The 25,609-nt window shown below is 44.6% G+C and carries 17 protein-coding genes and 1 tRNA gene; 5 read left to right on the top strand and 13 right to left on the bottom strand.

From position 1 onward, the window contains the following. Position 1: 1 nt before the first annotated feature. The gene (locus AC59GT_RS00730) at positions 2-1,018 is read right to left on the bottom strand and encodes a sensor histidine kinase (RefSeq protein ID WP_497235860.1); all 1,017 of its coding nucleotides are present in this window, start codon (positions 1,016-1,018) and stop codon (positions 2-4) included. A gap of 226 nt (positions 1,019-1,244) precedes the next feature. On the opposite strand from AC59GT_RS00730, the gene AC59GT_RS00725 reads away from it, so the two are divergent. From AC59GT_RS00725 to AC59GT_RS00715, 3 genes are read left to right on the top strand one after another with little or no spacing between them, the layout of a single operon-like run. Beyond that, entirely contained in the window at positions 1,245-1,457 is a 213-nt protein-coding gene (locus tag AC59GT_RS00725) for a hypothetical protein (RefSeq protein ID WP_497235859.1), read from the top strand. Further along, positions 1,451-2,350 carry an ABC transporter ATP-binding protein gene (locus tag AC59GT_RS00720; protein ID WP_497235858.1) on the top strand — a complete coding sequence of 300 codons (900 nt, stop codon included), beginning with the start codon at positions 1,451-1,453 and terminating at the stop codon, positions 2,348-2,350. The genes AC59GT_RS00725 and AC59GT_RS00720 overlap by 7 nt, the downstream gene beginning before the upstream one ends. A 5-nt stretch (positions 2,351-2,355) precedes the next feature. Continuing rightward, positions 2,356-3,153, top strand: coding sequence for an ABC transporter permease (locus AC59GT_RS00715; protein ID WP_497235857.1), 798 nt, complete (start codon positions 2,356-2,358; stop codon positions 3,151-3,153). Positions 3,154-3,255: 102 nt separating this feature from the next. On the opposite strand, the gene AC59GT_RS00710 is transcribed toward AC59GT_RS00715, so the two are convergent. From AC59GT_RS00710 to era, 4 genes are all read right to left on the bottom strand, one after another. Continuing rightward, positions 3,256-4,599, bottom strand: a complete 1,344-nt coding sequence (locus tag AC59GT_RS00710; RefSeq protein WP_497235856.1) for a M20/M25/M40 family metallo-hydrolase — start codon at positions 4,597-4,599, stop codon at positions 3,256-3,258. 12 nt (positions 4,600-4,611) lie between these two features. Next, entirely contained in the window at positions 4,612-7,779 is a 3,168-nt protein-coding gene (locus AC59GT_RS00705; RefSeq protein WP_497235855.1) for an ATP-dependent helicase, read from the bottom strand. A 106-nt stretch (positions 7,780-7,885) separates the two neighbouring features. Further along, complete coding sequence (gene der, locus AC59GT_RS00700) at positions 7,886-9,187, bottom strand: ribosome biogenesis GTPase Der (protein WP_497235854.1); 1,302 nt, start codon at positions 9,185-9,187, stop codon at positions 7,886-7,888. 130 nt (positions 9,188-9,317) lie between these two features. Further along, positions 9,318-10,193 (bottom strand): GTPase Era, encoded by an 876-nt coding sequence (gene era / locus AC59GT_RS00695; protein ID WP_497235853.1) that lies wholly within the window; start codon positions 10,191-10,193, stop codon positions 9,318-9,320. Positions 10,194-10,337: 144 nt separating this feature from the next. On the opposite strand from era, the gene AC59GT_RS00690 reads away from it, so the two are divergent. Both AC59GT_RS00690 and AC59GT_RS00685 read left to right on the top strand, forming a co-directional pair. Then, positions 10,338-10,410, top strand: a tRNA-Met gene (locus AC59GT_RS00690). A gap of 165 nt (positions 10,411-10,575) precedes the next feature. Further along, entirely contained in the window at positions 10,576-11,970 is a 1,395-nt protein-coding gene (locus tag AC59GT_RS00685; RefSeq protein ID WP_497235852.1) for a hypothetical protein, read from the top strand. 283 nt (positions 11,971-12,253) lie between these two features. Here AC59GT_RS00685 and AC59GT_RS00680 read toward each other — a convergent pair whose 3' ends face one another. The 8 genes from AC59GT_RS00680 to AC59GT_RS00645 all read right to left on the bottom strand — a co-directional run bounded on the left by AC59GT_RS00680 (position 12,254) and on the right by AC59GT_RS00645 (position 24,880). Further along, on the bottom strand, positions 12,254-12,595 hold the full coding sequence (locus tag AC59GT_RS00680) for a single-stranded DNA-binding protein (protein WP_497235851.1): 342 nt from the start codon (positions 12,593-12,595) through the stop codon (positions 12,254-12,256). A gap of 27 nt (positions 12,596-12,622) precedes the next feature. Continuing rightward, complete coding sequence (locus tag AC59GT_RS00675) at positions 12,623-12,997, bottom strand: response regulator (RefSeq protein WP_497235850.1); 375 nt, start codon at positions 12,995-12,997, stop codon at positions 12,623-12,625. Positions 12,998-13,304: 307 nt separating this feature from the next. Then, positions 13,305-13,955 carry a response regulator gene (locus AC59GT_RS00670; RefSeq protein ID WP_497235849.1) on the bottom strand — a complete coding sequence of 217 codons (651 nt, stop codon included), beginning with the start codon at positions 13,953-13,955 and terminating at the stop codon, positions 13,305-13,307. Positions 13,956-14,025: 70 nt separating this feature from the next. Beyond that, the gene (locus AC59GT_RS00665; RefSeq protein WP_497235848.1) at positions 14,026-15,036 is read right to left on the bottom strand and encodes a chemotaxis protein CheB; all 1,011 of its coding nucleotides are present in this window, start codon (positions 15,034-15,036) and stop codon (positions 14,026-14,028) included. A 25-nt stretch (positions 15,037-15,061) separates the two neighbouring features. Beyond that, positions 15,062-16,666: a PAS domain-containing sensor histidine kinase gene (locus tag AC59GT_RS00660; protein WP_497235847.1), complete on the bottom strand. Its 1,605-nt coding sequence runs from the start codon at positions 16,664-16,666 to the stop codon at positions 15,062-15,064. Continuing rightward, the gene (locus AC59GT_RS00655) at positions 16,663-19,623 is read right to left on the bottom strand and encodes a CheR family methyltransferase (protein WP_497235846.1); all 2,961 of its coding nucleotides are present in this window, start codon (positions 19,621-19,623) and stop codon (positions 16,663-16,665) included. Before AC59GT_RS00655 ends, AC59GT_RS00660 begins: the two co-directional genes overlap by 4 nt. 217 nt (positions 19,624-19,840) lie before the next feature. Next, entirely contained in the window at positions 19,841-21,709 is a 1,869-nt protein-coding gene (locus AC59GT_RS00650; protein WP_497235845.1) for a RagB/SusD family nutrient uptake outer membrane protein, read from the bottom strand. An 18-nt stretch (positions 21,710-21,727) separates the two neighbouring features. Continuing rightward, a complete protein-coding gene (locus AC59GT_RS00645) occupies positions 21,728-24,880 on the bottom strand; it encodes a SusC/RagA family TonB-linked outer membrane protein (protein WP_497235844.1) in 3,153 nt (1,050 codons plus the stop codon). Positions 24,881-25,609: the final 729 nt, after the last annotated feature.

The raw sequence follows: 25,609 nt of genomic DNA, 5'->3' as shown, positions 1-25,609 counted from the left end.
GCTATAAAACTAATGATAATTGGCTAGTGTAAGTGTCGTCCTCGTCCCTAATTTCTAAATTATATTTAGATGGGTACAGGAGATCTAACCGGCGACGAACATTTATAAGCCCTATCCCGCCGGATGCATCGCGGTTGTGGCTGTGCTTTTTATTCTGCACAAAAAAGTACAGGTGACCATCGGTGAGGTTTATCCGAAGAGTAATTGGCGATGACGGATCATTAGCCACGCCATGTTTAAAAGCATTCTCTATAAAAGATATAAGCAACAGCGGCACTATCTGCTGATTGGTAACTTCGCCGTTAACCTCATAATTAATAAACGCCTTGTTACCAAAACGAATTTTTTGCAGGTCGATATAGTTTTGCAGGTACTGCAGTTCTTTGGCAAGGTCTACCTTGTTATCATTACACTCATAAAGCATATACCGCATTATTTCAGATAGCTTTAGAATAGCTTCGGGCGTTGTGTCGCTCTTTTGATACGCTAGCGAGTAAATACTATTAAGAGAGTTAAATAAAAAGTGCGGATTGATCTGCGATTTAAGAAAGGATAACTCGGCACTAAGTCGCTGATTCTCGAGATCACGCTGCACACGCTCGTTCAGGAACCAGTCGATAGTGAACTTAAGAACCGTGCTCAGGAAAATAAAGATAAGGGTGGTAAATATCGTGCTGGTAAAATACGACCAAAAGCCGATGACTACTTTGTCCTTCATGCGCATAAGCACATCATGCTTAAAGGCAAATGCCACCCCGTATTTGGCTAACCCAAACACAATAACTGTAATTACGAGCGCAAGTGTATAGGTCTTGTACTTTTTAACATCCAGGTAACGAGGTATCAGCACCAGGTAATTAATGTAGAATATACTGATGTTAATAAGCCCAAACACACCAAAAAGAACAACAATGGTTTGCACGGACATACGCGCATTATTATGGGCAATAAACATAAAAAAGGAGATTATGCCTATCCAAAAAAGTACATGCCAGAATATTTGCCAGCTTTTTTTCATTAACTATAGATACGTACTAACCGCAACTAAAGTAATATTTAGCTTCGAAATGCTTCGTATATTATACAGGTAACAACTCATTATTCGACCAACTGGCTTTTAAAATCGATGAACAGGGTTTAATCACTAAAACTGGCGTTCATCTACAATTAGTGGCTGTTGGTCTAATTGATTTTAGTACCCAGTGCATTTAGTATTCCTTTGTAGTATCAAAATCAATCACACAATGAAAAAGTTAGTTTCCAATTCAAACCCATTTATCTTACTGCTGGCACCTGTATTATTTGCCATCATAATGGGGGTAAGCTACCAGTTCGAACAAAAAACTGAAAAATTTACTGCTGCTCATACATCTGCTGCTCAGGCTAAATCGCTTTTCTTTAAAGGCGTTGCACTGGTAAAAACGGTTGCATCAATATCTAAAGAAAACGTATGGTAATCCGCACCGAAGGGTTATCGTTCAGCTTTGGCAGCCAGCAGGTTGTTAAAGCACTATCATTGCAAGTACCGGAAGGAAGCATCTACGGTTTCCTGGGGCCTAATGGCGCCGGCAAGACCACTACCATCAAAATGCTGCTTAATCTGCTCAAAACAGATGAAGGCAGCATTTTTATTTTTGAGCAGGAACTGCAAACCAACCGGATAGATATACTCTCTAAAATTGGCTCGCTTATTGAACAGCCCGCTATCTACGGGCACCTAACCGGCCGCGAAAATCTTATTAACCGTGCCATGCTCCTCGGGGTAAAAGAAGCACGTGTTGATGAAATGCTGGCATTGGTGAAACTTACCAATGCGGCCAGCAAAAAAGCCAGGCAGTATTCGTTGGGGATGAAACAGCGCTTAGGCATTGCACTTGCACTATTAAGCGACCCGAAGCTGTTGATTCTTGATGAGCCTACCAACGGCCTTGACCCAAATGGAATTATAGAGATACGTGAACTGCTTATGCGCCTCACCCGTGAGCACGGCAAAACTGTTTTCATCAGCAGCCACCTGCTTGGCGAGATAGAACGGATGGCTACACATGTAGGTATCATAAATAATGGTGAGATGCTTTTCCAGGGAAGCATCACTGATCTGGAAGAAATTAGTCAGCCACAGGTATTCATTGAAACAGAAAACACTGCGGACGCGGGCAACTTGCTTACCAAAAATGGCTATACTGTTTCGGCCATTAACACCGAAAGCCTTACCGTTCCATTTATATCTAAGAAGCAAATGGGAGATATAAATGCGCTGCTTAACCGCGAGGGCATTACCGTGTACAGCATTAATAAACAACATAAAGACCTGGAAAACCTATTCCTGTCCATAACTCAAAAAGCCTGATCACGATGAAAGGATTTTTATTATCACTCCGGTCTGAATTTTATAAGAGCCGCAAAACCGCTGGCTTTTGGGGTGCTGTAATACTGCCGCTTCTTATTAGCATTCTTGCCTTTTTGGCGTTTTTTACCAAGAGCGAAAAATTTGCTATGTCCCCGGCAATGACACTGTGGGTGCAGTTCTCCGCAGTTAGCCTAAGCAGCATGGGCTCATTGCTATTGCCTATGTTCACCATATTTATTGCTTACTCAGTAAATAACGTGGAGCACAAAGCCGATACCTGGAAGACCATCTTTAGCCTGCCTATCTCGCGATGGGCAGTATACAGCGCTAAATATTTCTATGCTCTGTTTTTGATCTTTTTGTGCCTCACGCTATTTGTTGTATTTACTATAGCTTTTGGCAACTTTTTAAGTGTTTTAAAGCCGGAGTTGAAGTTCAACGAATATCACATGGAGGCCGAAATAGCACAGGTGTACTTCAAACTATTCCTTTCTGCACTTGGCATATTGTCTATACAGTTTTTGCTTAGCTTACTTTGGAGCGACTTCTTAAAACCCATGGGGTTAGGCTTTGTGGCAACCATTACGGGAGTAATCCTTGCCTCTAATAACTGGCAATATGCTTACCTTTTCCCTTATTCGCATCCGATTGGCGCACTTAAAACAATGATCAAGACCAATAAAGGCAAAGCCAACGACTTGGTTATAGATGTTTTCACCCAAGACGTATACGTAAGTGTCATTATATCGATAGTGGTATTTGTACTTGGATATTACATTGTACAACGCCGGAGTGTAAAGTGATAACTAGAGAATGCTTTTATTTACATTGACATCACCAAACAAGAAGAGCGGATCATTTAGTCCGCTCTCCTTGTTTATCGGCTTTTACAAACCACTTAACTATTACCTCACAGGTTTCGGAACCACGGGCAAGCTCTCGTGACCTGCTGCATCCACCGCTTGTACGGCAAACAGGTAATTATCTTTTGAGTAACCAAGCTCGGCTTTGGTATCCGTCACAAAAAACTTCTTTTCCCAATACGGACTGATCGTTTCTCTCATCAGCACATAATAACCTGCAGGAGCTTTTCCTTTTGGCGCATCCCATTTAAGCTTTGTTTTGTTCGTGAGGTCACTTGTGATAATACCAACATTCCGCGGTTGTGCGGTGGCCAGGGCTAAGTTAGCCAACACCGAAAGGTTCATTCTTGCTACCTTTTGTATGTATTCGTAATCTGCAAAGTCGGGCAAGTCGCCGTACTCGGTACCGTTCTCTTTTCGCACGTCCTGATGCTGGCGATTAAAGTCTTCGTTCATCTCAGTAATACGTACGGCTGCAAAGCCCTGCTCAAGAAATGGCAGATGGTCTCCACCACGCAGATAACGATCTGTTCGGTAAATGAGCTTTACATCCAGCTGATCTACATAGCGCTCGCCTGTTTCTTTCACATAGCGGGCTAACTGGCGGGACGTTCCGTCATTCTCTCCACCTAACGACTTTAGTGCGGCAATCTCCTTTTCGGTAGCGGCAGTCGGCACACCGTCGCTGAAAACACGTACACTGCGGTTATCTTTTAGCCCTGTTTCCATGCCGTAAGTATTCCCCACTATATCATTGTTCAGCATGGCATCTACCTGCCAGCCCTCTGTTTTGGCACGTTTAGCTACATTGGCAGACCCATAAAGCCCTTGTTCTTCACCAACAACCGCCATGAAAATTATTGTGGCCGGGAAAGAACGCTTTGACATTACGCGAGCAAGTTCCATGGAAACGGCTGTACCCGACGCATCGTCAACAGCGCCCGGCGCAAACGAAGCAGAATCCATTGCCTTTGTTGCCCGTGAATCATAGTGGCCAGAAATAATATAGATCCGGTGATCGGCAGTATCGGTACCTTTAAGTATTGCCAGTACATTCTTCATCGGAGTGGCTTTAGTAAGCCTACGGCCTTGTGGCTGTACAAAAGCATCAAACTCTACCTTCATTCTGCCATTTGATGCTGCCGCGTATCGCTCGTACTCTGCTTTTATCCAGTTTCGTGCGGCACCTATGCCCGTAGTCTTGCTGGTAGTGTCGCTTAGCGTATGCCGGGTTTTAAAGCTTACCAATTTACGTACGATAGCTTCAATGTTTTTTGCCGATACCCCATCTACCATTTGCTTAATACCTGCATCCTGTTTAACAACAGTTTGTGCCGAAGCAGAGAAGACGATAAACGTTAATAGCAGAGTGGCAATCTTTTTCATAGGGCAATTTAATTAATTGGCATCCTCACCTTCCACTGTCTCCAAAATATTACCCGGCTGTTTAAAATTGCTTTTTACAAAGTGGCACCAGTCACACTCTTTTTTGCCGCAGCCTTTATCAAACTCATGATTCATTATCTTTTGATAAACAGAGGTGATTTGGCCTGTTACTTCTTCAATGTCCTGCGGAGAGATGACAATCTTTTCTTTAAAGTACTCGTCGTTGACCGGTTCAACAAAATCGAATACGGTATTTACTACCTGCCATTCGTTTGTGCGGTCGTTATCAACCAAAATTTTATAGAATACAGCCTGGCGCCAGTAATCGCCACCATAAGGGTTGTCGTTTGTTGGTCGCAGCAGTTTATCTTTGGCGTTGCGCACCCGGCCGGTTTTATAATCTACCACGGTTACATCTTTCCCGTCAAACTCCATCTTATCCAGGTTCCCCTTTATCGGCACGCCTTCCACCTCAATATTCTTTATACTGCGTTCGGTTACCGCAACCTTGTTCCAGTTAGGTGCATTCAATTCGTAATAAGCCGGCAATATCTTGTCTCCGTAATCCACACGCAACTTGAAATCTGCTTTTGTGAAAGAGTCGCGGTTGCGGTACATGTACCAGTGAAACTCTTTTAAAAACTCCTCTGTCGGCATAAACTCGTTACCAAATTCGGGCAACCTGCGATAAGCCTTGTTCAAGGCCCAGTGCACGGCTTGACCAAAAGTGGCCGACGGACTTTTTCCTGAAGGTACCCTTATCAAACATTGAAAATAAAACCTCAACGGGCAATCCAGGTAGTTGCTCAGGTGAGTAACTGACAAAGTATAGTTCTGTAGCAATTGATTAATGTAGTTTCTGTCCAGCAGTTCTACAACCGGTTTATCTTCAGGATTAAACTGTGTAGCTATGAAGCCTATCATGTCATCCTCTGCAACTTTGGGGTACATAGGTTGCAAGTGCGATTCTGCCAGTATCTCTCCTATAAACTGCGATGCTTCCTGGTCTTTACCTTTGGCGTCCTTTGCCGCATAGGATATATTCAGGCATTGTTTAGCCCGGGTAACGGCTACATAAAATAAACGGCGGGCTTCTTCCTTCAGTGCTTCTTCGTCAGATTTAGCACTGGTTAATGTATCGGGATAGCTGAAGCCGCTGTTTCGACCTTTACTGTCCCAGGTCTTTTTATCGCAGCCAATAAAGAAGACGTGCTCAAATTCCAATCCTTTTGAACCATGTGCTGTAAGGAAGTTGATGCCATTTTCGCTGAAAATGGTCTTATTCAGTTCCATCCTGATGTTATTCTTCTTCATCAGTTCTATAGTGGCAATTAAATCAGCAAGTTTAATTTCCGGGTTCTTGCGGCTTTCGTCTTTCAAAAAATCAAAAAAGCTGGTAAGCATTTGCATGTGCGTGCCTTTATCCTGCTGCTGCATGATGTACTTTAAAATGCCCATCTTGGAGATCACCTCCTGGAAAAGTTGCTGCAGCGTGATACTAACGGCCGAGCTAAGCAACTCATCAATATTATTGATAAGGTACTTCATAGGCAAGTTTGGCTGTGTACCAAACAGATCGGTCTGGGGGTTCACCCTCAACTCGTGTATATAGCGGCGCAGACTAGTAACTGGCTCGTCCTTACGTACTGTAGCAAAGTTGGCTTTTGATACCGCTACGCTAGCTTTTGCTATCTCGATAGGCGGAATGTTGAAGAAGTCGTAATGCAGGATTTCGAAAAGCAGCTCGTCTCCACTGTAAGGCGAATCAAGTTCCATGGCCAGGTAGCGCAGGATGTTAGTTATTTTCTCACCAAACGGTATGCTGAGCACATCTATCTTGCGCTTGGTATTTACTGCTATCTTTTCCGACTCCAGAAAGGTGAGCAAATCTTCTACCTGGCTATGATTGCGGTATATTACAGCAATCTCACCCGGAGGAATACCTTTAGCCACCAGCCGCTTTATTTGCATGGCAACATCAACCAGCTCTTGGGCGGGGTTCTCATATTCCTTAATCATTGGCTCTACAACCAACTCGTCAAAGCGGGGATGTGACGACCTAAGGTTCTTATCCAACCTTAACTGTGTGGTAAGGCGCTCGCGGTTATTGTTGATAAGCGCTTTAGAGATATCGAGAATGTGCTGATTTGAGCGATAGTTATGCTTTAGTACCACCGTATAAAGCGTATCTACATAGTCGCCTGCAAAATCAAGGATGTTTTTCATATTAGCACCCTGGAACTTGAAGATCGATTGATCATCATCGCCTACCACAAAAACGTTGGGCGTATCCCAATAGTTTAGCAAAAACCTTAACAGATCATTTTGTGATCCGCTGGTATCCTGAAACTCATCTACCAATATGTATTGATACCGTTCCTGGTACTTGCGCAATATCTCGTCGTTCTCGCGAAAAGCCTTTAGCACCCACATGATCATATCGTCGTAGTCATACCTGCCGCGGTGCTTCATTTTAGCGATGTAATTATCGTACTCGCTTACCGCAGCAAGCAGCTTGCTCATGGTCTCGTGTGCCTTATCTATTTCCTTCTGCTTAGGATCGCCTATTTTTATCCCTGCTTTTGCATTAGCTCGTTTATATATAAACTCTTCGCGGTTTGGCAAATCTTCCAGGTATTCTTTTACAGCTTTCTCTATTACGTCGCGGCTCCAGTTCTCACGTTTCATGGTGGAGAAAAGGCTTTTTAGCCGCGGCGCATCGTAGTAGATATCGCCGGTAAAGCGCTTCAACAGGTGATCATTCCCAAACTCATCAACCAGTTCACGAAATAGCATTGCAGATTCAAGATCAGACAGGGCTTCTAAGTTTAGCTTGCCGAAATACTCCAGGTTCTCCTGGATAATGTCATTACAAAAAGCGTGAAAAGTGTAGATGTTGATACGATACGCATCCGGACCAATAAACTGGAACAGGCGCTTGCGCATGGCTACAGCTCCGGCGTCGGTATAAGTTAGGCAAAGGATCTCATTCGGACGGGCATCTGTATCGGTCAGTATTTTACCAATACGGGCCGCCAATATCTGCGTTTTACCCGTACCAGGGCCGGCAACCACCAATACCGGGCCATCCATTTTATTTACAGCCGCCAATTGTTCGGGATTAAGTCCCGCAAGGGCTTTTTGAAAATTATCGTTGTATTTGTTAGAAGTAGCTTGCATAATCTTAAGTAAAAATACTAAAAATTATAGCTTAAGCGTCAGGATCGTCTACAAACAAAAATAGCGATAATATAACCATCGCTATAAATAATGTATAATGCCGCTTTTACTTCTGCCTGAACCAGACTTGAATTGGTGCACCCGAGAACTCAAAATTCTCACGAAGTTGATTTTCTATAAAACGATAATATGGTTCTTTAACATATTGCGGCAGGTTGCAAAAAAATGCGAACATAGGCGATGTTCCGGCGATCTGCGTAGCATACTTAATCTTAACGTACTTGCCCTTGATAGATGGCGGCGGATATTTCTCAATAATCGGCAGCATTACATCGTTAAGTTTTGAGGTAGGCACTTTTCGTGCGCGGTTGTAATAGACCTGATTAGCAGTTTCGATAACTTTTAACACACGCTGCTTCTCGGTTACAGAAGTAAATACGATTGGCACATCGGTAAAAGGTGCTGTTTTCTCGCGTATGGTTTCTTCAAAAACCTTAACGGTTTTGTTGTTTTTCTCAATTAAGTCCCACTTGTTAACTACTATAACAATGCCCTTCTTGTTCTTTTCTGCCAGGTGGAAAATGTTCATGTCCTGCGCTTCAAAACCTTCAACGGCATCGATCATGATGATCACGACATCTGCTTCTTCAAGCGCTTTTATAGTACGCATCACCGAATAAAACTCGATATTTTCTTTCACCTTGGTTTTCTTACGCAAACCTGCGGTGTCAATCAGCATGAAATCATGCCCGTACTTGTTAAAATGTATGTGGATGGAATCGCGGGTGGTACCTGCAATCGGTGTAACTATGTTACGCTCTTCACCAATTAATGAGTTTATGATTGAGGATTTGCCAACGTTAGGGCGGCCAATAATGGCGTACTTAGGGCGGGCGTTTTCTTCCAGTTCCACGTTCTCAAAGTGCTTAACCACTTCGTCCAGCAATTCCCCGGTACCTGATCCCGTCATAGACGATATAGTATAGATCTCCCCGAGGCCCAGGCTGTAAAACTCAGTAGCATCAGCCAGTTGGCTGTTGTTATCCAGCTTATTTACTACTACAAATACCGGCTTTTGGCTGCGGCGTAGTAAGGTGGCTATCTCGTCATCCAAATCGGTAATACCCGTAGTAACATCCACCATAAACAAAATTACGCTCGCCTCTTCAATGGCTATGATAACCTGTTCGCGTATAGCAGCTTCAAAAACATCTTCAGAGTTCGCGACATAGCCGCCTGTGTCAATCACGGTGAACTTATGGTCGGTCCATTCAGACACGCCGTAGTGCCTGTCGCGTGTTACGCCGCTAAAGTCATCAACAATGGCTTTACGGGTTTCAGTAAGGCGGTTATACAGGGTAGATTTACCAACATTCGGGCGACCTACTATAGCTACTATGTTACTCATGATTATTGAGAGTGAATTAAGAGTCAGGAATCAGGACAACTTTACAAAAGTCGGCATCCAATCTTAATTATTGAATTCATTATTTATTTTCATCTTGAATCGTGATTCTTACATCTTGATTCTGTTGCACCTATTCGTACCCAAACTTCTTCAGATAATTTTTCTTGCTGCGCCAGTCAGGAATAACCTTAACAAACATTTCCAAAAATACTTTTCGCTGGAAAAACTCTTCCATGTCCCGACGAGCGTAGGTGCCAACAATCTTCAGCATTTTTCCGCCTTCGCCAATAAGTATATTTTTCTGCGAATCGCGCTCAACGATGATCTCAGCGCTTATACGGTGCAACTTTTCACCTTCCACAAATGCTGTTACAACTACTTCTGCACTGTAAGGAATTTCTTTTTTGTACTGTTTCAGTATCTGTGCACGTATCATTTCCGATGCAAAGAAACGGTCGTTCCTGTCTGTTAAAGCATCCTTTTCATAATATGGGGGATGCTCAGGTAGGTACTCTAATATAAAATCTATTATGGCTTTTATATTATGATCATGCAGGGCAGATATCGCGAACACTGCTTTTGGCTGAAGTTTTTCCTGCCAGTAAGCAGCCTTTTCTTTTACTTCTTCCTCATTGCTGAGGTCAATCTTATTAATAAGTATTACCACAGGTGCGTCCGAGCGTTCCAGCTTTTTCAAAACATCCTGCTCGTCGTACTCTTCTTTAATGTCTGTAACAAGCAATATCAGGTCGGCATCCTCTATTGAACCTTCTACCTGGTGCATCATGCTTTCGTGAAGCGCGTAGTGTGGCTTAATGATCCCCGGCGTATCAGAAAACACAATCTGGTAGTCGGGTTCATTAACAATACCTAATATTCTATGGCGCGTTGTCTGTGCTTTTGGGGTGATGATAGACATCTTTTCTCCCACCAAAGCATTCATAAGGGTTGATTTACCCGCATTGGGCTTACCAATTATACTTACAAAACCTGCTTTATGCGCCATAAAAAAATAAATTAAAATATTTTTGGACTGCAAAGAAACGAATTATATCTTTGCAGTCCAATTAAAAACAAAGCGAGATTGCTTTTTTGATAATTGGAACAAACATTTCGGAGGTTATGACCGTTATGTAAACAACAAAAACAATGCGGGATGGAGCAGTTGGTAGCTCGTCGGGCTCATAACCCGAAGGTCGTAGGTTCGAGTCCTGCTCCCGCTACAAAAGTTAAAAGGCTTTCTGAATAAGAAAGCCTTTTTTTGTTTAATGCCTATAGCATACGCTTTCTTTCCCACGCGTTAAGCAAAGCGTGTAACTAATTGATCAACAACACTCAAACAAGTAAATGACTTAGCTTGTTGTAATTGCACATTCAAACGCCTTGCTATGAAGACGATGATCAGATGTGGTTTGTTGTTTATACTATTGTACAGCGGCACCGCTTGCGCACAGCCTAAAACTTTAAACGGTGTTTACGCCGGTGTTGAATTAACGCTATCAACCGTAATGGGCGGTGGAATGAACCGTAATGATATTGTTGTCCTGTTTAGGCCTAACGGCACGTATACCGACGACCTCGACAAACCCGATTGGCAAACCCGTGTAACAGGCCGATACGCCATAAGCGGCCATACTGTATCGTTAAACCGCGAAGGGAAGCAAAATGTAGCGCAATATACCATAGACAAAGATGGCGACCTGAATGCAGGAAGCTTTAATTTGATTAAGCAGCCAACAGACAGCAGTATCCCCCCGGGTAATTATGAATTTACCGGCGCCAGCAGTATGGGTGGCGGCAGTAGCGGGATGACGTATGTAGGCAGCTTTTCCAACAAAGGGCTTTATTTTGATGGCAGAGGTAATTTTGCTAGCAATAGCCAATCAACCACAGCTATTTCAGGCGATAATATTGGTGGTGGTGGCAGCCGCAAAACAAGCGGCAGAGGTACTTATAAAATTAGCAAAGGGGTACTTACACTTACTTACGATAATGGTGCTAAAGAGGTACATTCCTTTTTTTGCCGCCCCGGGTATAAACCAATAATGGCTGTTATAGACGGCGATATCTTTTTTGTTAAAGACAAGTCACGGCCGGTTAGTGCACAGGCCGGTAAAGAAAGCACGAGTAGCAGCAAAGCCGGTAACAACAATACAGCAGGAGAAGAGAAGGCCGAAACGACCGACGCAAAAAGCATATTACTAAAAGCCAATGCCGTACATGGCGGCAGCGCACTTGATGCTGTTACAAGCGCAAGCTTTGTAGCAAGCATGCAAGGCCTGCAGGTAAACGGCTACCTTGATGTTGTACATAAGCGTGCAAGACTGGAAGTACGCCAGGCGAGCAAATTAGTTCAGGTAGAACAGGTTGAAGGCGGGGAGGGCTGGAAATGGGCTGCAGGGAAAACAAGTTCGTTGCCTGCCGTAAGGCTGGCTGAGATGCGAGGAAGCTTTAGCTCGGGCATACTGGGGTTGCGGAAATCAGCTATTAAGGCAATGGAGATCAAAAGTATAAAGCCGGCGAACGCAGGCTACAGCATAATAGCTGAACAAGACGGCCAGCGGCATGCCTTTATCATAAACGGCCAGTCGCGGATGGTTGCTTCTGCAGACCAGGGCGAACAAACGGTAACTACCTCGGCCTATTCTGATTTCCGTAACGTTAGTGGCGTGCTTATCCCCTTTGGAGAGATAACCACTTCCGGTAATCAGCGGGTGACTATCCGATATCAGAAGTTCGACATTAACCCCTCCATACCCGGGCAAACATGGGCTAAACCCTGATAACAAGAGAGCCTCAGACCATACAATCTGAGGCTCTCTTGTGGGTAATATCAATGTAGTCCCTGGTTAAAACAGCTTGTCTAAAAAAGCCGACAGTGTTTAAAAGTGTTCAGCTTTTTTTGCGCCCATGCAATTTGAACACATGTTTGGTAATTAGCGTCAAACTTTAGAAAAAGCGCCTGGTCACACTTTTTAAGCCGTTTTTACATACACTCTGCTTCAAATTCCACACCAAATCGCAGCAATAAAAACAGCTATTTTAAAATAAATTTGCTTTTAAGTTTTAAGCTACAGGTTGCAAAACACTGTTCATGGTGTTGTAGCGGCTTACCAAAATTTCGGTGTTGTATCGCTTAACACCATTAGCATCTCTAAAGGCTGTTGTTTGTACTTTGCCCTCCACATATAGTACCCCACCCTTTGCAAACTCTACTTCAGAGTTTACGATGGTTCCGGGTACCAGCAGCTGATGGTACTCCATATGCGGGCCTTCTTTTTTACTGATCGTTTCCTGGGTAACCAACTGGCAATACAGGTACTGCTGGTTTTCTACTTTAAGCCACTTAGCGTCGTCGTAAACGTGTCCTACCAAAAGCACTTTGTTTATACATGATGTCTGATTCATTGGTATGATGGTATTGAAATCTCTCTTTTATTTAGTACTGGCATGCTCTACCAGGCCGTGTACCTTGTTTAATAAATAATCAAGGTCAAACGGCTTTGCTATAAATTCATCGCAGTTGTAATAACCCAAAGAGCTAATTACCCTTGGATGTGCCGACAAAATAATCACCGGCAGATAGCTGGTTTTTCCGTTGGTTTTAATCTGGTGGCATATCTCACCGCCGTTAATGCCGTTCAATATGTAATCAATAATCACCAGGTCGGGCTGGTACTCGTCAATCAGCTTAAAAACGTCGTCTCCGCCCTCAGCCATTTTTACACTAAAGCCGTCGCTGCCCAGCGCCTCGTTAAGTACTTCCAGTATAGCAGCGTCATCGTCAACAATCAATATCCTCTTTTCCATCAGTTGGTCTATTGCTCCTTAACAATTTCAGGCTGCACACTGTTTTAAGGTGATTATCACCTTACAGCATGTACCTTTATTTTTACAAAGGGATGGATATAACAACGCAGATTGCAGGTAAGCAGCTACCGGGCTGTTTAACCGTTGGAACATAGAAGGCATTGGGGCTATTAACTATAAATTTATAGTACAAATTTACAGCAGAGGATTTTTACTAAGAGCGTATTTATACGTAAACACCCTAAATTTTACCACAAAAATTAATTATTAATATAAAATTATACCTAAATATTAATGTTTTTGAGAGCTAATTTACTATTCCATTAATTATTGCGTACCTCACGAGTGCGGCGGTATTGCGGGAACCGGTCTTATCTATCAGGGCTTGTCGCTGGCTTTCTATTGTCCGTTTACTTGCAAAAATCTTGTCGGCTATTTCCTGGTTGGTGTATCCTTCGGTAATCAGCCCAAGTATCTCAATTTCTTTAGGAGAAAGGTCTATATCATGCATGGGCTGCAACGATGCAGGGTCGGGTATGGTAAGCAGTCGTTTTAAAAACTTTGTAGACAGTTCTGAGCAAATGTACTGGTTGCCATCACACACGTGTTTTATAGAAAATATAAGTTCCGCAGCGCTTACATTTTTAAGCATATAACCACTGGCGCTTGCCTGGAAAGCCTTAATTACATATTTCTCATGATCCAGCGCGGTTAACATAATTACTTTAACTGCCGGGTAGTTCTTTTTTATGTGTTCCGTTAACTCAAGCCCTCCCATTTCGGGCATATTCATATCTGCGAGTATAACGTCTGCTTTTGTGCCATTGTTAAGCAAATCTATAACCTGCCGGCCGTTAACCGCCTCACCGGCAATGATAAGGTCCTGTTCTTTCTCCAATAGAGACTTTATGCCGTTTCTTACAATATTATGGTCTTCTGCAAGTATAATGTTGATCATTTTAATACTCTGAAATTCGTTCTACAACAATTAAGAGGGCCGGCTACTAATATTATTTAATTGTCAGTGACTATAAATGCCCCTCGTCATCCGATTCGGTCCTGGTCATAGATATAAGCAGGCCTTTTAGGCGTTCTATATGTATGCTCAACTCTTCGGCCCTAACTTTGTAATCAGCATATTGCTTGCCGGTATTCTCGTTTTCTTCCCGCCAGACGATGCCCAGCAGCAGGTTACGCCGCTCCTCCAGCATCCGTATAGATACCCATATAGATTCCTCCATGTTTTCGGCCTGCCTTTGCATAAGCGCCGCCTCGGTATATACGTGGCCGGTGTGGCACCTGTACCTGGGGAAGTTATCGTTCTTTATCCGCCATAGGCCACCGCCGCAATCAGGGCAGGTGAAGTTGCTATGGGTGCCAATCTTTTCCATGTCGGTAATTTTGCTTGCCATACGCTCAGTTATATTGGCTTCAATTTTCACGTCCTCTGGTATTGGCAAATCTTTAACCGGCTTGGCCACCATATCGGCCACTATGTAGCCCATATCTTCTAACAACACCTGGTTGTCTACCTCCACATTGCTTATGGCACTTACCGGCATATCATCATACTCGGCCTCAGCTGGCTCCTGCACAATGCCTATACCGCCACTGCGCTTTATAGCCCCCAGGCCCGAGGTACCGTCATCCAGCAAGCCAGTTAATATAATGCCGATAGTGCGGCCGGCGTAGGCAACTGCCGCCGAGCGGAAAAGCACATCAATAGAGGGGCGCCAGCGGTTTTCATGCGGCCCCAGCACTAACCTCACTTCGCCCTGTTTTACCAGCATGTGCACATCTGCCGGGCTTATATATAAATGGCCGGCTTGTATCTGCTCGCCATCTGTAGGTACCCGGCAGGTATATGCAGTGCTTTTTTGCAACTGTTCTTTTATTACATGGGCCTGCGAATGTTTAGACATGTGTATCACCACAAATATCGCAACCGGCAAATCGGCCGGGAATTTCTCCATCAACTGGTTCACTGCCTTAATACCACCGGCAGATGTCCCTATAACAACTATTCTTTCTGGTTCCATTTATCTATGGTCTCTCCCGGGTAGCTTAAAAATTAAGGGTGATATTTACAGCGGTACCTTTGCCCGGGGCCGACTGTACCTCCAGCTTACCATTGTACAGGTTTACCCGGTTCTTGATACTGCTTAACCCCGACCCGGATACCGCTCTCTCATTCTCTTTATACCTAAAGCCTACTCCGTTGTCTTTTACGTCTATTTTTATTTGTTTATTTTTCTTTATTTCTATTTTAACCTGGCTGGCGCCCGAGTGTTTCATGCAGTTGTTTAGCAATTCCTGTATAATACGGAAGATGCTGGTCTCCAGTACAATGTCAGGCCGCTGATGAAAACCGGTAGCCCGGGTTTGAATATGCATTTTGGATGATGACAGGCGCTTGGCCAGCTCCTCTATAGTGGCCGGCAACCCAAAGTCTGTTAAAATAGATGGCGCAAGCTCAAATGAAATGTTTCTGGTTTCTGCAATTGCCTGGTCTATCAGCAAATTTATGTCCTGCTGCTCGTTACTAAGCGGCCGCCCTGCATTTAGCAAGCCAAGCTTTATCTTTATTCCGTACAACAGCTGGCTTACACTGTCGTGCAGCGAATCGCTGATGCGCCTGCGCTCGTTCTCCTCGGCGGCAAGGGTGGCCAGGCTTATGGCATTTTGCTGGTCATGCTTTAGTTTAACGGTCTCCTCTTCTATCCTGCGTTTTTCGGTTATATCTATAATGATACCGGCCAGCCGTTTAGCGTCTCCAAAATTATGTATGACATGGCCCCGTATACTGGCGTAAGATAACCTCCCCTCATTATTTATAATGCGGGTTACTACATCAATCTCCTTATCAAAATTAATTGAGTTGCGGAAGCAGTTGTCAACCATTTTCCTGTCGTCGGGGTGCAATATGTTGATGAATGTTTTGTATCCCCGATCAAAGCCGTTACCGTACATTCCGCTTAAAATGTTACGGTTAAACTCGTCCAGGTAAAACTCCATAGTTTCCAGGTCGAGCTCCCAGGTACCCGCCGCTGATGCCTCCAGCGAAAGCTGCAACCTATCCCTTGTTTCGGCAAGGTTCTGCCTGGCTTCTACACTTTCGTTTATATCAATAACAGCTACGTAGTACTGTGCCTGTTCGCCCAAGGCCGGCTTTATAGCGATACCCTCCAGCTGCGCATGAAATTCACGCCCAGTTTGCGAGCGCATGGTAAGCTGGCAGCTTTCACGCGTCTGGCTTACAAACATATTATGGTAAAAGCGATAAAAAATGTCTGTATGCGCTGGTACAACAAATTGTATCAGCCGCTTAGAGGTAAGCCACATTTTGCCGGTTTCCAGCAATGTTATACCCGCATTATTAACATCGGTAACTATGCCCGAGCTGTTAAGGATAAAGTACCCTATAGGCGCAAGGTTGTAAATGCTGGAGAACCTTAGCTGCTGCAATTCCAACTCTTCGTTGGCCAGCTTCAGCTCGTCGTTTTGCATTTCCAGCTCTATCTGGTGTACCTGCAGCTCCTGCAGTATAGCCTGCACATCATGTACCGCCTCTTCCGTGTTATTTGCGTCAAGGCTGTTCAGCGCCTGCTCAGCCATATCTCTCAGCCGACCGGGTAACATGTTATTTGATATGCCTGATTTGGGCTTCAATCCTGTTCTTTAGTTATTGTTAATAATGTAAGCGACGGTGCGTCCGTTTTCAAATCGCGCAGGGGAACGGCTGTGAACTTGTATTTCCCGTTAACGCTGCCCTGTAAGGTAACCTGAGCAGTTTCGGGTGTCTGTGTCTTTTGGCTTTTACTTAACATTTTCACCACCTTGTCTGTTTTAGTGTAGGCAGATAATATTGCAATAAAGTCGTGGCCTTTTACATCTTGCGCCGCCATAGAAAAGGTGTCCAGAAATGCTTTATTCACTACTTTTACGTTATAGTCGCCGTCTAACTGTATTACAGCATCAGTGACTACATTAACAACGTCATCAGCATAGCGGCTAAGGGTTTTCAGTTTATACTCCAGCTGTTTATAATTGGTAATGAGCGTGAAGGTTAGCACCGCGCCGGATATAAAGTTGTCCAGCGTACGGTAAGGCATTATACGTACCCGGTACCATTCATCAGTTTTGGTTTTTACCTCTATCTCTTTGTTGGTAAGCTTTTCTATCACTTCTTTAATATCATTCTCCAGCGTAACGTTATCAAAGTTTGATACAACGTGTACTATTGGCCGGCCAACATCTGTAGGGATAAGGTTAAACAGCTTGCGTACCTGCGGGGTGTACCTCAAAATATCCAGGTTGTTATCCAGGAAGATGGTACCGATCTCGGTAGAGTCCAGCAGGTTCTTCATGTCGTTGTTCATGCGGGTAAGCTCCTCTGCCTTGGCCTGGTACTGCATGTTTATGGTCATCAGCTCCTCGTTAAGGGACTGCATTTCCTCTTTTGTAGTGAGCGATTCTTCGTTAGTGCTCTGCAATTCTTCGTTGGTGCTTTGCAGCTCTTCGTTGGTAGACTTTAGCTCCTCCAGCGATGTTTCCATCTGTTCTATAGTGCTGTTAAGCTGCTGCTTGGTGTATACCAGTTCTTTTTCCAACTCCTCGACAATACCTGATGGCTGCTCGCTGGTCTTTTTAGACCGGGACGGTTTATTGACCAACCCTTTATCTTCGAAAATAACCAGTACAAGGCCCTGCAGCCTTGTTTCTTCCAGCAGCATGGCTTTAAGGTTGATGAGCCGTACCTGGTTACCCTCTTTTAGTTTTATATCGTTTATGCTCGCGTGCTCCTTTTGTGCACGGGCCTGGTGAATAAGGTTGCCTACTACATACCGCAGTTCTTCGCGGGCCATTTTATGTATGTTCATAGCAGCCTCGCCGTTCGGCAGCTCTAAAAACTTGCCGGTTTTGCCGTTGGTGTACAAAATATCGCCCTTATCGTTCACCAGTACAGATGATGGCGTAAATTTCTCGAGCAGTATGCGGTTAAAGGTGTCGGCTACTGAGCTTTTGCTGGCCAGCTTTTCGGGGTCATCCATTTTATTGGAGATAAGCGGATATTGTTTAGCTACATGGAACGGAAAATCTATCATTTTCCACATCAGCGGGTTGCCATCCTTGCGTTCGTACAGCTTCCACTTGGGGTCTGTTGATACAAACATATCTGTAAAGCCGCCGATGGTTTCGGCAGGGCCCATAAACATTATGGCGTTAGGATTAAGCGCGTAGTGGAATATAGGGATGATCTTTTTTTGCAGCTCGGTAGTAAGGTATATCATTACGTTGCGGCAGCAAAGCAGGTCCAGCCGGGTAAAGGGCGCGTCCTTTATTAAATTATGCTGTGCGAAAACGATCATGTCCCGCAGTTCCTTTTTTACCTGGTAAGTATTATCACGCTTGGTAAAGAACTTCTCGAGCCTTTGTTCAGACACATCTGCCACTATATTATCAAAGTAAACGCCGTTGCGCGCATGGTCAATAGCTTCGGCATCCAGGTCGGTAGCAAACAGTTGTATTTTGGGCCACTCTTTTTTCTTCATGTCCTCCAGGCATTCAATCAGCAGCATTGCTGCGGAGTAAGCCTCCTCGCCGGTGGAGCAGCCGGCTATCCAAACCCGTAAGGAATCTCCGTGCTTTTTATGTTTGATGAGCGCGCACATCTTGTTCTTAAGCGACTCAAATGCCGGCGCATCCCTGAAAAATTTGGTAACCCCTATCAGCAACTCGTTAAATAAAACATCTATTTCGGGCGGGTTCTCTCTCAGGAAACCAACGTAGCTAATATAATCCGGCAGCTGGTGGTAGGCTATCCTGCGGTCGATACGGCGGGTGATGGTGCTCTTTTTATAAAGAGAAAAATCGTGCCCGGTTTGCGATCGCAGCAGCATCAGTATTTTTTGTATAGAGTTGGAGTTTTGTATGGCGGTGCGTACCTGGTCGCTTGCCTCTTCGGTAAGTACCGGGTGGTTAAGGTACTGGATCAGCTTAAGCGGCATTTCCTCGGGCGACAGCACATAATCTACCAGATTGGTGCTTATAGCAGCCAGCGGCATGCTGTTGTACTGCGCGGTATTCGGGTCCTGCGCCATGGCCATCCCCAGTTTTTCCTTTATCATGCGGATGCCCGTCTCACCGTCAGACCCCATCCCCGAGAAGATGATACCAACGGCGCGGTTCCACTGATCATCGGCAAGGCTCTGCAAAAAGTAATCTATAGGCTGGCGGTAACCATTAGGCTTGCTTGGGGCCAATAGCAGCAGTTTGCGGTTGTGTATGCCCATATCTTTATTGGGCGGTATAATGTAAACCTTATCCTGTTCTACGGCAATACCATCATAGGCCTCCAGTACCGGCATGCTGGTAAATTTTTGTATCAGTTCGGCAACCTGCCCTTTATGGTCGGGGTCCAGGTGGATGATAATCACAAATGCCATTCCGCTATCGGCAGGCATATGCGTAAAGAACTTCTCAAACGAAGGGAACGCACCAGCCGAGCCGCCTATGGCTACAATAGGAAACGACCTGCTCTTTTTTGTTTTAGAGGACCCTTCTTCTGACTTGGGAGAGGTTTCGGGTTTTATTTTGGGTTGTTGCTTAACGCTTTTGCTGGCCATTGTGTATAGTTAAAGCTTGTTGCCGGTTTAAGTAAAAGTAGGAATTAAATTAACGGCAGAAGGTTTACTCCCGGCGCGTTTAATTAAACATCAAAGTTAATAATATACTAAGCACTCGTTATTGATGCAACCGTTACTTTTTGGCTGCACCCTGGCACATAAAAAAGCCGGGCAAGCTTACGCTTACCCGGCTGGTGAAAGGTTTGGGGGACTGTATTTATTGTACCTTATCTAACGGCGCAATGTTGCTTTCAGATCCGGCGTAGCCTTTGTTCTGATTGATGTGACCGTTTATGTTCAGGTCTATATCGTTTTGCGGTATTGGCCACAGCACGTGATACGGCGATATAGTGTAATGGTTACCTGAGTTGGTTATCACATTGGGGTTCTTGTAGAAATCGTTCTTTTCCATAATCCTGTCGTAAAAGAAGTTATTGGTAGAGAACGAGGCCACATTATACGACTTACCATTGTACGCAGCTTTACCTGTTTGCGCAAATATGAAGGCCATACGGGTAAGCTCGGTTTTACGCGGCTCTTCCCAGTACAGTTCGCGCTGGCGCTCATCCAGTATGGTGCCAATATTAACGGCACTTGCATCGGTAAGCGGCTGTGCCTTTGCACGGGCACGCACTTTGTTAATATCGTCCATAGCCTGGGCGTTCTGCCCTTTCCACCAGTAAGCTTCGGCGCGCAGCAGGTAGGTCTCTGCCAGGCGGAACACGTACCAATCGGTGTTGGTGCCGCGTGGCGGGCTCCACCATTTATCTACAGCTGTAGGACCAGAACCTATGAACACTTTGTAGTGCGGCCAGCCAAACCACGCCCGGATGGTATCCTTAGCACCGTTCAGGAAACGTTTGTTTACGTTATCTGCGGTGTATTGCTCCAGCTTTTTACCATACCAGGTAGGGTCAGACGTTTTAATCGCCGGGTTGTTGTAAACCAAGTCGGTCATGTCCATCCACATGCCTTTGGCGTGGCGCAGGTCGGTGTTATCGTTCCAGATGTATTTGGTAGCATAAGGCGTACCGCGCAAGCGGCCAATACCACGTCCATACCACAATGTAAGTGGGAATTCCTCAGTAATCTTGTCTGAAATACCCGGCTTTAAAGCACCCGGCGTCAGAATCGTACCGTTATGCCACATCGGCACACAGTTACGCATCACCTGCGATCCGTTAGTGGTAGCGCCTTCAAGCGACTCGCGGTCGACTACAATATAAAGCGCTTCAGTGTTGGCTGCAATAGCTTTATTCTCGGGGCGGTGAAGGTCCCAAACAACGTTTTTAGACGCGTCGCTGGCAACCACGCCAAAACGGTTGGTCATTAAAGCATACGGGCCGTTAATTGCTATATTACATGCCGCTATTGCCTCGTCAAATAAACCTAAAGCAAGATCTATTTTTGCAAGCAAGTGACCTGCAGCGCCTTTGGTGGGCTCGCCCTTGTTCCCGTTGTCTACCAGTTTGGTTACGGCAAAGTCAAGGTCTTCCTTCATTTTTTTAAGAATGACCATACGCTGAGTGCTGTAGTAGCTGGTATTAACCGTATTTTCTTCTTTCAACACCAGCGGTACATCTCCAAACTCGTGCACCAGGCGATAGTACCTGTAAGCGCGGTGGAAATAAGCTGCTGCTAAAACCTTGTCCTTTTCATCCGGTGATGACCAGGTTACATCATCAATTCGTGAAATAATCACGTTTGCATCGTGTACGCCCTGCCACCAGATTTCCCAATAACGACCTATCTTGTTGTAGTCATCGCTGTTCAGGTTAGCTGTAGGCGTTATTCTTGAATTAAGATCCTGTGCCGGTGTGGTTTTATCTGTTGTTCCTTCTACGGCAGCATCCGTAAAGATAGATTCGGTAAGCATTGGCGCAGCGTCACCGAAAAACTCTATCCTGGCATTATTATTCAGGTTAAGCAACGCAGCTCTGAAAGCTGCAGGACTGTTTAATGTATTACCCGGTGTAAACTTTGACGGCGCTTCCGGCACCAGTTCACTCCGTTTGGTACATCCACCGGCGGCAATCATCGAAGCCAATGCAAGCGCGGCAATTATATTTTTATTAATCTTTTTCATATTTAATCACTTAATCGGTTAGAAAGTCACGTTAAAACCCGCAGACAGGAAACGAGGCGTAGGACCTCCATTTTGCGGATCCCATATTGGCCAATTAGAAGCTACAGCCAGGTTGGTGGCATTCACGAACAACTTGGCGCTCGCCATTCCTGCACGCTTGATGAGTTGCGGACTAAATGTGTAACCCAACGAAACAGTTTGCAACCTTGCAAATGAAGCTTTGCGCCATACGTTTATAGTTGTACCTGATGAGCCTGAATTCAATCTTGCGTAATCATTAATAGGGTTCTCCGGAGTCCAGTAAGGCAACACGTAGGAGTTCATGCGGCCGTAGCCAACGCTACCTGCGTTGTTGGTAGCCTGGTTAAACTGCCTTAGCTGGCCAATGCTTGATACAACCATAAACGAGAAATCGAAATGTTTAAGGAAGTTGAAGTCGTTACGTAATGACCATGTAAACTTAGGCGTGGTAGAACCCAGAAATACCTTATCATCGTTGGTGAACTTAAAATCGCCGTTCATGTCCTGCAATTTAAAGTCTCCCGGCTTAGCTCCATATTTTGCAGCTTCGTTAGCTTCCGGTGTTTGCCAAACGCCTAGTATTTTGTAATCCCAAACTACGTTTACATCGCGGCCGATGAACCAGCCGTTACCAATGTCATCTTTCTCGGGCACGGTTACTGAGTTTCCGCTTGCATCCGTTACAGTTGCATCGCCGTAAAGGTGTTCCAACTTATTGCGGTTCATGTAGAAGGTAGCGGTAGCGTTCCAGTTAAAGTTGCGGCTCTTCATCACCTTTCCATCTAACAGTACTTCTATACCTCTATTTTTAAGTGAACCAATGTTTGTTAATACACTTGAATTGGTTAAGCCCGCTATCCTTGGTAAAGAACGGCTCACAATCAGGCCGGTGGTTTTGCGATCATATACATCTACTGATCCGCTGATGCGATTGTCAAGTATAGCAAAGTCTAAACCAAGGTTAGGGCCGGTTGTGCGCTCCCAGGTAAGATCATTATTTTGTAATGATGCTACCCAAATAACGTTGTTGTTGTTAAGCACACCTGATGAGCTAACTGTTGGATATTTAGCGCTGTTAATGATAGCCAAAGCAAGGCTTGGATCGGCAGTACCGCTTTGTAAACGGTTACCGTTAGAGCCATAGCCGAAACGAAGCTTACCAAAGTTCAGCCATTTAAATGCATCCGTCTTAAAGAAGCTTTCATCGCTAAACGTCCATGCTACTGCACCATCATAATAAGCCTGGCGCGGCTGTTTCAAACCAAATGGCGAAAAGCCGTCGCGGCGTGCTGTGAACGTGAAATTATAGCGGCTTAGCAAGGTATAATTAATGCGGCCCATTATCGCGTCGGCGTTGTAAACGCGGTCGTCACTGCTTTCTACAGGCAGGGTACCAGCACCTATGTTATGATAGCCCAAAACGTCAGTTGGGGCAAACTGCGAGTTGTTGGTACGGGTATACCAGGTTTGGTACTTTTCCTTGTTAAGCAGGAAGGTTGCGTCAAATGAATGGATACCGAACGTTTTGGTCCAGGTAAGGATGTTATCCAGGTTGTACCTGTAGCGCTGCTCCATTGAACGGTAAGCCGTACCGGTAAGGCCGTTCACTGGTATCTCATTCGGGTTAGCTCCCGGCCTGAAAAAGAAGTTCTTATAAGAATCGAACTGTGGCGAAAAGTTGAGGGTGTATTTGAAGCCGAAAGGCAGATCGACCCTGGTAAACAGTGTTGCGAACAGCACATTCTGTGTATTAACATTTTGGTTGTATACACTACCCAGGAAAGGGTTACGCTGGTTGAGGCCGCTGTCGTCGGTGTCTATCCTGGTTAAACTGCCATCTGGTTTGTATACGTCACCATAAGGCGAAGAGTTGATGATCTGTCCCCAGTCGGCCTCGTTAAGGTCGTAACCTGAAAGACCGAAAGGATTTGCAGAATGACTTTCATCACGAACTGCGTATTGCGCGTTCACCCCTATGGTAAGGAACTTTGCAGCTTTCCCTTCCAAATTCACACGGAAACGGGTATTGTTGTAATCGCCGCCTTTGATCAGGTTCTGGTTGTTGGTGAAGTTACCTGAGAAGTAGTAGCTAACGTTATCACCACGACCTGACAAGCTCGCTGTGTAATCCTGGCGCAGACCGTTTCTGAAGATCAGTTTAGACCAGTCGGTTACCTTGCCGTTCTGGTAGTTGGTTATCTCATTACCAAATAAGCCTAAACGCTGTAAATAGATGGTCACCGGATCACCTGTGGCACCGTTCAGGAACTGGTCTAATGTTACGCCGCTAGGTAATGCACGTGGGTCGCTGTAATAATAAGATGGGTTAGATGAGTTGGCGCTGCGCTGCACATCGGCCCTCCATTTGAGGAAGTCTTCGCCCTGGTAGTACGGTTGATTTTGCAGCAACTGCGCAATACCAACGTTACCATTCAGGGTAACTACTGAACCACCTTTTTTACCTTTTTTAGTAGTAATTGCAACCACACCGCCTGCTGCCTGGGCACCATAAACGGCAAGCGCACTAGGGTCGCGAAGTACGTCTACCCTGTCAATGTCATTTGGGTTTACGTCGGCAAGGTCACCGAAGTAAATAACCCCGTCCAGTACAATTAGCGGGCGCACGTTACCAGATAAACTAGCCTGGCCGCGTACCTGCAGATCGCCTACACCGCCGCCTTTGGCAGATGTGTTGAGCCCAACTGATATACCGGGAACAGACCCCCTTATAACATCTGTTACGCTGGTGGGGTTATCATTCTCAAACTTTTCGGCTTTAACACTGGTAATGGCACCGGTAACATCTTTTTGAGCACGGGTACCGTAACCAATTACCACCACTTCATCAAGTTGCTTGTTGTTATCTGCCAGGGTAACGTCCACGGTTGTGCGCCCGTTAACTTGTACCTCCTGGGTGGTGTAACCTATAAAGCTGAATACAAGCGTACCGTTGCCGGCTACGCTTATGGTATAAGCGCCGTTCACATCGCTCATTACCCCCGTGCCCGTTGTCTTATTTTTTACGGTAACACCGGGAATTGTAACGCCCTTACTATCCCTTATCACACCTTTTACGGTAAGTTCCTGCGCAAAGGACACCGTGAAAGTTGTAAGGAGCAGAGCAATAATTAAAGTAAGTTTTCTTTTCATAATCTATCATTATTGTTTCCTGATTTACTAAGCAGCATTTCAGCTGCGGATGGTCAAATCAACAAACCTGGTTTGTTGATTTTTGCGTGTGCAGATACCTGCGATCTGGAGTTCACTACATCATGCTTAGTTCCGGTTTTTAATTGGTTAAATACTGGTAATTGGAACTGTAAATGTAACGTAGGAAGGCTATAAAATGCAATAGATAAACAACTGATAATAAGACAGTTATTAATTTTGTGATACGCTTTAATCACAAGCCATAAACAGCGTAAATAGCTGTTTATGCAGGGTTTATGTACAAATGCTTTTAATTTGCCTGACACAGCAATACGCTTGCTTCACAAGAAAAAAAATGAAAAAAAATCAACTATTTTGATGACCTTTCATTACTGTATAAAAACCATATTAAAACCGCTTTTTTGATGAAAAAACGCTTATAAAACTGCTGTTTTAATGCCTGTTTTTTTTTGCTTAATACGCAAATGAAAATAATGGGAGTAGATTAACTGCATTAAACAGCTTAATCAAGCTTTTTGCAGGTTTGTTGTTGATAAATTCTGCCTGCGACTTTACATTTAAAGCTGATATTTTAACAAATTTTCATCTCATGATCCTATTTAAATGCCTGGCCACATTAGTGTAAGTTTTGCGTTGGGCTATTTACAGTAAAGGCTTAAGTTAAAGGCGGTAATTTCAACTATGCCAAAGCAGGAAACAAGATTATCG

The sequence above is a fragment of the Mucilaginibacter sp. 320_HR genome (genome assembly GCF_059691875.1).
This window is presented reverse-complemented; position numbering and strand designations above follow the sequence as displayed.